Origin of the sequence: Streptomyces coryli (assembly GCF_011044975.1) — a bacterium.
GTDB classification, from domain to species: domain Bacteria; phylum Actinomycetota; class Actinomycetes; order Streptomycetales; family Streptomycetaceae; genus Streptomyces; species Streptomyces coryli.
Map to the genome: position 1 here is coordinate 55,504 of NZ_JAAKZV010000017.1, position 11,002 is coordinate 66,505.

The 11,002-nt window shown below is 72.0% G+C and carries 10 protein-coding genes and 2 pseudogenes; 7 read left to right on the top strand and 5 right to left on the bottom strand.

The window, feature by feature from the left end:
• Nucleotides 1-17: 17 nt before the first annotated feature.
• A pseudogene (locus G5C51_RS06755) lies at nucleotides 18-1,313 on the top strand (MFS transporter); the annotation flags it as partial.
• A 48-nt stretch (nucleotides 1,314-1,361) separates the two neighbouring features.
• Here G5C51_RS06755 and G5C51_RS06760 read toward each other — a convergent pair.
• Complete coding sequence (locus G5C51_RS06760; RefSeq protein WP_165233312.1) at nucleotides 1,362-2,234, bottom strand: Fpg/Nei family DNA glycosylase; 873 nt, start codon at nucleotides 2,232-2,234, stop codon at nucleotides 1,362-1,364.
• A 40-nt stretch (nucleotides 2,235-2,274) separates the two neighbouring features.
• Here G5C51_RS06760 and G5C51_RS06765 point away from each other — a divergent pair, with 40 nt between their 5' ends.
• Nucleotides 2,275-2,976, top strand: coding sequence for a helix-turn-helix domain-containing protein (locus tag G5C51_RS06765; RefSeq protein ID WP_165233315.1), 702 nt, complete (start codon nucleotides 2,275-2,277; stop codon nucleotides 2,974-2,976).
• Here G5C51_RS06765 and G5C51_RS06770 read toward each other — a convergent pair.
• Nucleotides 2,958-3,350 (bottom strand): VOC family protein, encoded by a 393-nt coding sequence (locus G5C51_RS06770; protein ID WP_206313523.1) that lies wholly within the window; start codon nucleotides 3,348-3,350, stop codon nucleotides 2,958-2,960. The genes G5C51_RS06765 and G5C51_RS06770 overlap by 19 nt on opposite strands.
• 245 nt (nucleotides 3,351-3,595) lie before the next feature.
• Between G5C51_RS06770 and G5C51_RS06775 the strand changes: the two genes are divergently transcribed.
• The 3 genes from G5C51_RS06775 to G5C51_RS06785 are packed head-to-tail and all read left to right on the top strand — an operon-like array spanning nucleotide 3,596 to nucleotide 6,437.
• Nucleotides 3,596-4,741, top strand: coding sequence for an NAD(P) transhydrogenase subunit alpha (locus G5C51_RS06775; protein ID WP_165233318.1), 1,146 nt, complete (start codon nucleotides 3,596-3,598; stop codon nucleotides 4,739-4,741).
• Complete coding sequence (locus G5C51_RS06780) at nucleotides 4,738-5,028, top strand: proton-translocating transhydrogenase family protein (RefSeq protein WP_165233321.1); 291 nt, start codon at nucleotides 4,738-4,740, stop codon at nucleotides 5,026-5,028. The genes G5C51_RS06775 and G5C51_RS06780 overlap by 4 nt, the downstream gene beginning before the upstream one ends.
• A complete protein-coding gene (locus G5C51_RS06785) occupies nucleotides 5,025-6,437 on the top strand; it encodes an NAD(P)(+) transhydrogenase (Re/Si-specific) subunit beta (RefSeq protein ID WP_165233324.1) in 1,413 nt (470 codons plus the stop codon). The genes G5C51_RS06780 and G5C51_RS06785 overlap by 4 nt, the downstream gene beginning before the upstream one ends.
• 14 nt (nucleotides 6,438-6,451) lie before the next feature.
• Here the strand turns inward: G5C51_RS06785 and G5C51_RS06790 are convergent, their stop codons facing one another.
• Complete coding sequence (locus tag G5C51_RS06790; RefSeq protein ID WP_165233185.1) at nucleotides 6,452-6,613, bottom strand: hypothetical protein; 162 nt, start codon at nucleotides 6,611-6,613, stop codon at nucleotides 6,452-6,454.
• Nucleotides 6,614-6,954: 341 nt separating this feature from the next.
• Between G5C51_RS06790 and G5C51_RS06795 the strand changes: the two genes are divergently transcribed.
• Both G5C51_RS06795 and G5C51_RS06800 read left to right on the top strand, forming a co-directional pair.
• Nucleotides 6,955-7,548 carry a TetR/AcrR family transcriptional regulator gene (locus G5C51_RS06795; RefSeq protein WP_165233327.1) on the top strand — a complete coding sequence of 198 codons (594 nt, stop codon included), beginning with the start codon at nucleotides 6,955-6,957 and terminating at the stop codon, nucleotides 7,546-7,548.
• Nucleotides 7,549-7,678: 130 nt separating this feature from the next.
• On the top strand, nucleotides 7,679-9,913 hold the full coding sequence (locus tag G5C51_RS06800) for an MMPL family transporter (protein WP_165233330.1): 2,235 nt from the start codon (nucleotides 7,679-7,681) through the stop codon (nucleotides 9,911-9,913).
• Between the two features lie 58 nt (nucleotides 9,914-9,971).
• On the opposite strand, the gene G5C51_RS06805 is transcribed toward G5C51_RS06800, so the two are convergent.
• A complete protein-coding gene (locus G5C51_RS06805) occupies nucleotides 9,972-10,889 on the bottom strand; it encodes an SDR family oxidoreductase (protein WP_165233333.1) in 918 nt (305 codons plus the stop codon).
• A gap of 1 nt (nucleotide 10,890) precedes the next feature.
• Nucleotides 10,891-11,002: pseudogene (locus tag G5C51_RS42880) on the bottom strand (SDR family oxidoreductase); the annotation flags it as partial.

Genomic DNA, 11,002 nt, shown 5'->3' on the forward strand with positions numbered 1-11,002 from the left:
CGGCAGCGGCGCCCAGCAGCAGCGCGGCCGGCTCCGCCGCGGCCTCGGTGATCGCGGCGTACGCCCCGAACGCGGAGACGCTGATCGCGGCCCGCGCGCTGCTCGGCGTCGCCGGCGCGGCCGTGCTGCCGTCGACGCTGGCGCTGATCAGCCACATGTTCGCCGACCCGCTCCAGCGGGCCACCGCCATCGCGATGTGGGTGACGGCGCTGTCCGTCGGCCTGGCCCTCGGGCCGGTCGCCGGCGGGGTGCTGCTGGACAGCTGGTGGTGGGGATCGACGTTCCTGATGAGCCTGCCGATCATGGTGCCGGTGCTGGTCGTGGCCCCGCTGCTGCTGCCCGAGTACCGCGATCCGGCAGCAGGCCGGCTGGATCTGGCGAGCGTGGCCCTCTTCCTGCTGACCGTGCTGCCGCTGGTCTACGGCATCAAGGCGCTCGCCGAGCACGGCCCGGGTGCGGCGGCCGCGGTGGTCTTCGGCGCGGGCACGCTCTTCGGGGTCGCCTTCGTCCGGCGCCAGCACCGGCTGCCGACCCCGCTGCTGGACCTGCGGCTGTTCCGGCACCGGGCGTTCACCGGCGCACTGCTCACGCTGCTGCTCGGCATGATCGCGCTGAACGGGGTGGAGTATCTGCTGCCGCAGTACCTCCAGGCCGTCACCGGTCTGTCGCCGCTGGCAGCCGGGCTGTGGCTGCTGCCGGGTGCGGCGGGCCTGGTGGCCGGCTCGCAGCTGACGCCGCCGCTGGCCCGGCGGGTCCGGCCGGCGTACGTCCTCGCCGGCGGGCTGCTCGTCTCCCTCGCCGGGTATGCGGCGATGACCTCGACGACCGGTGTCGCGGCGCCGTCGCTGGCGCTTGCGGTGATCATGTTCGGGGTGGCGCCGATCAGCGTGCTGGGCACCGTGCTCGCCGTGGGCGCCAGCCCGGCGGAGAAGGCCGGCGCCGCGGCGGCGACCGGCCAGACCGCGTACGACCTGGGCCTGGCCCTCGGCATCGCGGTCACCGGCAGCGTGGCGACGGCGGTCTACCGCGGCGGCATCCCGGACGGTGCTCCGCCGGAGGCGAAGGACACCCTGGGCGCCGCGCTGGCGGCGGCCGACCGGCTGCCGGACGGCGGCGAACTGGCGGCCGTGGCGCGGGAGGCATTCACCTCCGGGCTGCAGACCGCGGCGGCGGTCAGCGCGGGCTTCGCGCTGGTGACGGCGGCTGTGGTGCTGACGCTGCTGCGCCGGGTGCCGCCGATCTCGGAGGCGGCACCGGAGGAGCCGGTGGCGCGGGGCGATGAAGAGGAGGCGCAGTTGGCACGGCAGGCATGAGCGAGCTGCTACGAACAGAGGCCGCGCCCGGGTGGGCGCGGCCTCCGGTCACTTCAGCAGCTTCGACAACCTCCGGTCGGCGAGCGGCTTGCCGCCCGTCTGGCACGTCGGGCAGTACTGCAGCGCCGAGTCGCTGAAGGAGACCTCGCGGATCGTGTCGCCGCACACCGGGCAGGTCTCGCCCTTGCGGCCGTGGACGCGCAGCCCGCTCTTCTTCTCCGCCTTCAGCCTGCCCGCCGCCAGTCCGCGCGAGCGCTCCACGGCCTCGCGGAGGGTGTCGCCGATCGCCCGGTAGAGGACGGACATCTCCTCGTCCGTCAGCTTGGCGGCGATCTTGAACGGGGAGAGTTTGGCCGCGTGCAGGATCTCGTCCGAGTACGCGTTGCCGATCCCCGCGATCGTCGACTGGTCCCGCAGCACGCCCTTGATCTGCCGCCGCTCCCCCGCCAGCAGCTCCCGGAAGACGTCCTCGGTGAAGGCTTCGTCCAGCGGCTCCGGGCCCAGTCGGGCGATCCCCGGCACCTCCGCCGGATCCCGTACGACATAGGCCGCGAGCTTCTTCTGCGTGCCGGCCTCGGTCAGGTCGAAGCCCCCGGTCTCCGGCGCGGCCAGCCGCACCCGCAGGGCGAGCGGGTTCTTGCCGCCGGGGCGGGGCGGCTTGGCGGGGAAGGAATCCTTCCACTGCAGCCAGCCGGCCCGGGCCAGGTGCACGCACAGATGCAGATCGTCGCCGACGGTCATATCCAGGAACTTCCCGCGCCTGCGCACCCCGGTCGCGGTCCGCCCCTCGAGGGCGTTGACCGGCGGGTCGTACGTCTTCAGCACGCTGATCGCGAGCGGCAGCACCCGCGCGATCTCGCGTCCGACCAGGTGCTCGCCCAGAAAGTCGGCGAGCGCTTCCACCTCGGGCAGCTCAGGCATGGGTTCAGTCTTACGCACTCGGCGGGTGCATGCTGGAGTCATGTACGCAGAACGCTCGGCCCGCAGCCTCCCCGGGGCCGTCGTGTGGACCCGCAGCGGCCCGCACACCGGCGGGGAGTACCGGGTGCTGCCGGACGGCTGCACGGACATCATCTGGGCGGACGGCAGGCTGCTGGTCGCCGGTCCCGACAGCCGGGCCTTCGTGGCACGCGACGCGCCGGACCGGGAGTACGCCGCGATCCGCTTCGCCCCCGGCCAGGGCCCCTCCGTGCTCGGCGTCGAGGCGCATGAGCTGCGCAATCAGCGGGTGCCGCTGGACGCGCTGTGGCCGGCCGCCGAGGCCCGCCGGCTCGCCGAGCAGGTGGCCGACGCGCCGGACCGGGCCGCGGCCGTGGAGGCGCTCGCCGTACGGCGGCTGCGCGACGCCGCGCCGCCGCCCGCGTACGTCGGCCCCGTGGTCGCCGCGCTGCGCGCCGGCCGTACGGTCGCAGAGGTGGCGGACCGTACGGGCCTGGGCGAGCGGACCCTGCACCGCCGCTCGCTGGCCGCCTTCGGGTACGGCCCGAAGACCCTGGCCCGGGTGCTGCGGCTGAACCGCGCCCTGGACCTGGCCCGCGGCGGCCTGCCGTACGCCGAGGTGGCGGCGGCGGCCGGGTACGCGGACCAGGCGCACCTCGCCCGCGAGGTGAAAACGCTCGCGGGCGTGGCGCTGGGCGAGCTCCTTCAGGACAGCGAGGCGTAGAGGCTGACCTCGTTGCCGTCCGGGTCCCGGACGAGGGCGTAGCGCTGGCCCCAGTCGGCGTCCCACGGCTCCTTGCCGCCCTGGTGTCCGGCGGCGGTGAGGTCCGCGTACGCCTTGTCGACCTCGGCGGGGCTGTCGAACTCGAAGCAGATCCCGATCCGCCCGGCGCTCGCCGGCGGCTCGTAGTCCGGGGCGAAGGAGCGGATGGTCTCCTCCGTGTCCCACATCAGCTTGATGCCGCCGCCGAGGTCGGCCTCCACGTGCGGCGCCGTGTCCGCCTCCGCCGGGATGTCCAGACCCAGGGCGCGGTAGAAGGCGAGGGTCGCGGGGAGGTCGATGGCGATCATTCCGATGGCATTCATTCGTGCGGTCATACGGGCACGTTAGGCGCGGGCGGGTGCCGGAGTCTTGAACGTTTCGGACACCCGCGCGCCGACCTCGGCCCGCAGCAGCTGCTCGCCCTCAACGTCTATGTGAGCCTCACCCTCAACCTCACCTTGAGCTTCACCATGCCCTGATGATCCATCAGGTCCCGTCCGGCATCTCCCTGGCCAGGCGGCGTTTCCGCTAGCGTGCGGCGGGCACCACCCAGGCGAACCGCACCAAGGGAGAGCAATAGATGGCTACAGCCGTCATCGCCGGGGTGCTCAGGGAACGGGCGCCGGACGAGCGCCGCGTCGCCCTGATCCCCGACGCCGTAACCCGCCTCAAAAAGGCGGGAGTCGAGATTCTGGTGGAGACCGGCGCGGGCGCGGCCGCCTGGTTCTCCGACGCCGACTACACCGCCGCGGGCGCCGAAGTAGTGCCTGCCGAGGAGCTGTTGCGACGCGCGGAGGTGGTGCTCTGCGTGGGCCCGCCGGACGCCGAGGCCGCGGCCGCGCTGCGCGCCGGGCAGACGGTGATCGGGCTGCTGGAGCCGTACCGTCACCAGGACATCGTCGCCGAGCTGGCCGAGCGCGGGGTCACGCTCGTCAGCCTCGACCTGCTGCCCCGTACGCTCAGCCGCGCGCAGTCCATGGACGCGCTGACGTCCCAGGCCAGCGTCGCGGGCTACAAAGCGGTGCTGCTGGCGGCCGATTCGTACGACCGCTACTTCCCGATGCTCACCACCGCCGCCGGCACCTCCAAGCCGGCGGTCGTGCTGGTGCTGGGCGCGGGCGTCGCCGGGCTGCAGGCCATCGCGACCGCGCGCCGGCTCGGCGCGGTCGTCTCGGGATACGACGTGCGGCCCGCCGCCAAGGGCGAGATCGAGTCGCTGGGCGCGAAGTATCTGGAGCTGGAGGGGATCGCCGACGCGGCCACCGAGGGGGGCTACGCGCGTCAGCTCACCGACGAGGAGCAGCAGGTGCTGCTGCGGGCGCTGGAGGATCATGTCGCCCGCGCCGACGTCGTCATCACCACGGCCCGGGTACCGGGCCGCAAGCCGCCGCCGCTGGTGACGGAGCGGGCGGTGCAGCGGATGCGCTCCGGCTCGGTCGTCGTCGACATGGCGGCGAGCGACCTCGGCGGCAACGTCGAGGGCTCCGAGCCGGACAAGACCGCGGTGCTGGAGAACGGCGTCACCCTGATCGGCGCCGGCAACCTGCCGTCCGTCATGGCGACGGCCGCCTCCACCGCGTACGCCCGGAACATCTCGGCCCTGCTGACGCACCTCCTCCACGAGGGCGCCGTGCGCATCGACACCGACGACGAGATCCAGGCGGGCGTCGTCGTCGCCCACGCGGGCGCCGTCCTCAACACCACCGTCGCCGGAGGCGCCAAGTGACGCTCGACCTGCTCACCGCCGTGACCATCTTCGTGCTGAGCGTCCTCGTCGGCTTCGAGGTCATCAGCAAGGTCCCGGCCACCCTGCACACGCCGCTGATGTCCGGCGCCAACTCCATCCACGGCATCGTCCTGATCGGCGCGATGCTGGTCACCGCGTCCGCCGATACGACCTTCGAGTACGTGCTCGCCTTCATCGCGGTCGCGTTCGGCGCGATGAACGTGGTCGGCGGCTACGCGGTCACGGACCGGATGCTGGAGATGTTCAAGAAGGGGCCGGCCGCATGAGCGACCTCGAGACGACGATCCGGTACGTGCTGCTGGCCGCCGCGGCCTGCTTCGTGCTCGGCCTGCGGCTGATGAACTCCCCCGCCACGGCGCGCCGCGGCAACACCCTCTCCGCCGCCGCGATGGCGGTCGCCATCCTCGCCACCGGCGTGCTGCTGGCCGAGAACGGCGCGATCACCGCCACCGGGTGGATCGTGCTGCTGTCGGCCGTGCTGGTCGGCTCCGCGGCCGGCCTCTACGCGGCGCGCAGCGTGCAGATGACGGCGATGCCGCAGCTGGTGAGCCTGTTCAACGCCGTGGGCGGCGGGGCGGCCGCGCTGCTGGCGATCGGGCACGTGCTGCAGCACGAGCACGCGGCGGCGCTGCCCGCCCGCATCACGATCCCCGGCGCGATCGACATCCTGATCGGCGCGGTGACCTTCTCCGGATCGCTGGTCGCCGCGGGCAAGCTGCAGGGCATCGTGCCAGGGCGCCCGATCGTCTTCCCCGGCGCCCGCGCGCTGAACGTCCTGCTGGCACTCGCCTTCACCGGATCAGCCGTCTGGCTGATCGCCGACCCCGCCTCGGGGCCCGCGCTCTGGCTGCTCACCCTCGCCGGTCTGGCCTTCGGCGTGACGATGGTGCTGCCGATCGGCGGCGCCGACATGCCGGTGGTCATCTCGCTGCTGAACGCATTCACCGGCACCGCCGTCGGCATGTCCGGCTTCGTCATCGGCGAGCCGGCCCTGATCATCGCCGGCGCCCTGGTCGGCGCCTCCGGCACGATCCTCACCAAGCTGATGGCCGACGCGATGAACCGCTCCATCCCCGCGATCATCATCGGCGGCTTCGGCACCGGCGACGACGCGGCGGGCGGGGCCGGCGGCGGCGATACGCACGTGCACACGGTCACCTCTGACGACGTCGCCATCCAGCTGGCGTACGCGCAGAAGGTCATCATCGTCCCCGGCTACGGCCTGGCCGCCGCGCAGGCGCAGCACGAGCTCGGCGACCTGGCGGCGCTGCTCTCCGAGCGCGGCGTCGAGGTCTCGTACGCCATCCACCCGGTCGCGGGCCGGATGCCGGGCCACATGAACGTGCTGCTCGCCGAGGCGAACGTCCCGTATCCCCAGCTCAAGGAGATGGAGGAGGTCAACCCGGAGTTCGCCCAGGCCGACGTGGCGCTGGTGATCGGCGCCAATGACGTCACGAACCCGGCCGCCCGCCGCCCGGGCAACGCGATCTCCGGCATGCCGATCCTGGATGTCGACCAGGCGAAGAGCATCGTCGTGATCAAGCGCTCGATGGGCCACGGATACGCGGGCATCGACAACGAGCTCTACACCGACCCCAAGACCGGCATGCTCTTCACCGACGCCAAGCAGGGGGTGGCGGATCTGAAGGCGGCGGTACGGGAGTTCGTGGCCTGAACTGCGCCCGGTCGTCAGTCGATGCCAGGCAGGATGTGCGGCTCGGCGAGGTCGTCCTCGTAGCCCGCGAGCCGGATCGGGGCCGAGTGCGCCCAGACGTCGAACGGGCGCAGATTGTCGCGCCCGGCGAGCTGGTCGCTTTCCGGAGCGTCGCCGCGGTCGGGGATCTCGTTCACTTCTGCACTCCTCCGTGTCACGTGAACTGGAAGGAGCCCACCTCGTACGGGGGGGCCGGGACGTAGCACTGTCAGTTCGGTCGGACGCGGTGGCGCCGGCAGCGACGGGCCCGAGGGTGTCGGTGCTTCCCGTAAAGAGGCTTTCCGTCGCTTTCAGATTAGCCAGGGTGCGCCGATCCCGCGCGGCAATATCCAGGGGACGCCGCCAGGAGGCGTCAGGTTGCCTCCACGCCCAGTGATCGATCGCACACGCGAAACGGGATCGTTTCGATCCCCGTACAGCGTATGATCGTGTCCGGAGTACGAAACCGTTTCGTTCGACGTCGCAGAGGGAGGCGCGGATGGCCATCACCCAGGAGCCCGTCCGCCGCAGCCGGCTCAGCAGCGAGCGCGAGCACGAGCTCTTCGAGGCCGTGCTCGACCTGCTGCGGGAGTCCGGCTACGAGAGCCTCACGATGGACGCCATCGCGGCTCGTACGCATGCCAGCAAGGCCACCCTCTACCGCCAGTGGAAGGGCAAGCCGCAGCTGGTGGCCACGGCGCTGAAGCACGCCAAGCCTCATCGCTGGGAGGACTGCGACACCGGCAGCCTGCGGGGCGACCTGCACGAGCTGTACCGGTGCGGGGTCGACGACGCCGACCGGGACCGCTCATTGATGCGCGGGCTCGCCCAGGCGGTGCACTCCCACCCGGAGCTCCACGAGGCGCTGCGGGAGCTGCTGATCCACCCGGAGATGCAGAAGCTCGAGGCTGTCGTGCAGCGGGCCGTGGACCGGGGCGAGATCGCTTCCGACGCACCCGCCAGGGACTTCCTGGTGCACATGCTGATGGGAGCCGTCACCGCCCGCGACCTCATCGAGGACGAGCCAGTCGATCTGGACTACCTCATCCGCTACACGGACGCCGTCGTGCTCCCCGCACTGCGCGCCGCGTAGCTCCCTCCCCATCGGGCAACGCCGCCCACCGACAACCGAACATGTCTCCACCTGACGCGCGCCGCTCTCGTCGTCGGGCTGGATCACCCGTGACCCAAACCCAGACGATCAAGACCGGAGTGTTTCGCACGTGGCTACGTTCCTTTACAAACTGGGGCGCCTGTCTTTCAGGCGTCGCTGGTGGACGGCCCTGATATGGGTGGCCGTCTTCGTCCTCGCGGGCTTCGGCGCCTCGTCCGCCGGCACTCCGCCCGAGGACGACTTCAAGCTCCCCGGCACCGAGGCGCAGAAGACCTTCGACCTGCTCGATGAGCGCTTCCCCGGCACCGCCGCGGACGCCGCGTCCGCCCGTATCGTCTTCAAGGCGCCGGACGGCCAGAAGATCACCGCCGCCGAGAACAAGGCCGCGGTCGAGGGCGTCATCGAGGACCTGTCCGGCGGCAAGCAGGTCGCCGCTGTGGCCGACCCGTTCAAGACCCCGGGCGCGGTGAGCAAGGACGGCACGACCGCCTACTCCACCGCCTCCTACAAGGTCGCGGCGATGAAGATCACCGACGGCACCCGGGACGGCATCGACAAGGCGATGGAGTCCGGCCGTGACGCCGGCCTGACCGTCGAGGGCGGCGGCGATGCCCTCATGGTCGAGCCCGACATGGGTCACGGCGAGATCATCGGTGTCGGCATCGCGCTGATCGTGCTGCTGATCACCTTCGGCTCCATGGTCGCGGCCGGCCTGCCGATCCTCACCGCCCTCATCGGCGTCGGCATCGGCATGTCCGCGATTACGGCCCTGGCCACGACGCTCGGACTGTCGGCCACCACCGGCACCCTGGCGATGATGATCGGCCTCGCGGTCGGCATCGACTACGCCCTGTTCATCGCCTCGCGTTACCGGGCCGAGCTGAGTGAGGGGCACTCCCGCGAGGAGGCGGCGGGCCGCGCGGTCGGCACCGCGGGCTCCGCGGTGGTCTTCGCCGGTCTGACGGTCATCGTGGCCCTGGCGGGCCTGGCCGTGGTGAACATCCCGATCCTCACCAAGATGGGTATGGCCGCCGCCGGCACGGTCGCGATCGCCGTCCTCATCGCCCTCACCCTGGTCCCGGCCACGCTGGGCATCGTCGGCAAGCGCATCTTCGGCCGCCGCGTCCGCAAGCGGAACCCGGAGACCGGTGCGCCGCCGGCGGAGCACCACAAGCCGAACATGGGCACCCGCTGGTCGAAGTTCGTCCTGCGCCGCCCGGTGATGGTGCTGCTCGCGGCCGTGCTCGGCCTCGGCGCGCTGGCCGCCCCGGTGGCGAGCATGGAACTCGGCCTGCCGGACGAGGGCAACTCGCCGAAGACGTCCACCCAGTACAAGGCGTACAACCTGCTGTCCGACGGCTTCGGGCCGGGCTTCAATGGTCCGCTGATGGGTGTGGTGGACGCCAAGGGCGCCGACAACCCGCAGGAGGCGGCCGACGAGGTCGTCGCGCAGGTCAAGGGCCTCGATGGCGTCGTAGCCGTCGCCAAGCCGGTGTTCAACAAGGACGGCGACACCGCGACGATCTCGATCGTCCCGGACAGCGGTCCCTCCGACGTCAAGACCGAGTCGCTGGTGCACGACATCCGCGACCTGGCCCCCGGCATCGCCGACGACACCGGCGCCGACCTCCTGGTCAGCGGCACGACCGCGGTCAACATCGACTTCTCGCAGGTCCTGAACGACGCTCTGGTGCCGTACCTGGCGCTGGTGGTCGGCCTGGCCTTCCTGCTGCTGATGCTGGTCTTCCGGTCGATCCTGGTGCCGCTCAAGGCGGCGCTCGGCTTCCTGCTCTCCGTGCTGGCCGCGCTCGGCTCCGTCGTGGCGGTCTTCCAGTGGGGCTGGGCGGCCAACCTGCTCGGCGTGGAGAACACCGGCCCGATCATGTCGATGATGCCGATCTTCATGATCGGCGTGGTCTTCGGCCTCGCGATGGACTACGAGGTGTTCCTCGTGACCCGGATGCGGGAGGCGTACGTCCACGGCGAGGAGCCGCGGCAGGCCATCACGACGGGCTTCAAGTACGGCGCCCGGGTGGTCACCGCAGCCGCGATCATCATGATCAGCGTCTTCTCCGGCTTCATCGGGGCGGGCGACTCCATGATCAAGATGATGGGCTTCGGCCTGGCGGTCGCGGTCCTGCTGGACGCCTTCATCGTCCGCATGACCATCGTCCCGGCGGTGCTCGCCCTGCTCGGCAAGTCCGCCTGGTGGCTGCCGAAGTGGCTGAACAAGCTGCTGCCGAACGTCGACGTCGAGGGCGAGAAGCTGCAGCAGCGGCTGACGCTCGAGAAGAAGGCGTCGTCGGCGGGCGACGACGACCGCGAGCTGGAGCCGGTCGGCTGACCTGAGCCAGTCTTGTTGTGAGGGCCCGTGCCGCATGCGGCACGGGCCCTTCGCGTCTTTACGACGCCCCGTACACCGCCCCCGGCGGCTCCGCCTCCGCCAGCAGCTTCTGCGCCGCCTCGCCCGCCTCGCGCGGCGACCAGCGGGCGCCCTTGTCGGCGGTCGGGCCCGGCCGCCAGCCCTCCATGACCGTGATCCGCCCCGCCTCCGCCTCGAAGACCCGCCCGGTGACGCCCGCGCTCGCGTCGGAGCCGAGCCAGACGACGAGCGGGGAGACGTTCTCCGGCGCCATCGCGTCGAAGCCGCCCTCCTCGGGGGCGGCCATCGTCTGCGCGAAGGCCTCCTCCGTCATGCGCGTACGGGCCGCGGGCGCGATGGCGTTGACCTGAACGCCGTACCGCCCCATCTCCGCCGCGGCGACGACGGTCAGGCCGAGGATCCCGGCCTTCGCGGCCGAGTAGTTTCCCTGCCCGACGCTGCCGAGGAGCCCGGCCCCCGAGCTGGTGTTGACCACCCGCGCCGCGACCGTACGGCCCGCCTTCGCCTCCGCGCGCCAGTGCGCGGCCGCGTGCTTCAGCGGCAGGAAGTGGCCCTTGAGGTGGACGCGCATGACCGCGTCCCAGTCGTCCTCGTCGAGGTTGACGAGCATCCGGTCGCGCAGGAAACCCGCGTTGTTGACCAGGGCGTCCAGCCGCCCGAAGGTCTCCAGCGCCGTGGCCACCAGGGTCGCGGCGCCGTCGGCCGTGGCGATGTCACCGGCGTGCACCGCGGCCTCGCCGCCCGCGGCCCGTATCTCCGCCGCCACCTCCTCGGCCGGGCTGCCCGCGCCGCCCGGCGTGCCGTCGAGGCCGACGCCCAGGTCGTTCACGACCACCCGTGCCCCCTCGGCCGCGAAGGCCAGTGCGTGCGCCCGTCCGAGGCCGCGGCCCGCGCCGGTCACGGCCACGACGCGGCCGCCGCAGATTCCGTCCGTCATCTCATCGCTCCTTGTTCGCCGTTGCCGCGTCGAGGAAGGCCGGCGGCTCGCCGCCGCCGTGGACGTGCAGGGCCGCGCCGCTGATGTACGCCGCCCGCTCCGAGGCCAGGAAG

Bases quoted from the DNA above. Each gene is read 5' to 3' on its own strand.
- G5C51_RS06760 (WP_165233312.1), bottom strand. From the start codon at position 2,234: ATGCCTGAGCTGCCCGAGGTGGAAGCGCTCGCCGACTTTCTGGGCGAG.
- G5C51_RS06795 (WP_165233327.1), top strand. From the start codon at position 6,955: ATGGCCATCACCCAGGAGCCCGTCCGCCGCAGCCGGCTCAGCAGCGAG.
- G5C51_RS06765 (WP_165233315.1), top strand. From the start codon at position 2,275: ATGTACGCAGAACGCTCGGCCCGCAGCCTCCCCGGGGCCGTCGTGTGG.
- G5C51_RS06775 (WP_165233318.1), top strand. From the start codon at position 3,596: ATGGCTACAGCCGTCATCGCCGGGGTGCTCAGGGAACGGGCGCCGGAC.
- G5C51_RS06770 (WP_206313523.1), bottom strand. From the start codon at position 3,350: ATGACCGCACGAATGAATGCCATCGGAATGATCGCCATCGACCTCCCC.
- G5C51_RS06785 (WP_165233324.1), top strand. From the start codon at position 5,025: ATGAGCGACCTCGAGACGACGATCCGGTACGTGCTGCTGGCCGCCGCG.
- G5C51_RS06805 (WP_165233333.1), bottom strand. From the start codon at position 10,889: ATGACGGACGGAATCTGCGGCGGCCGCGTCGTGGCCGTGACCGGCGCG.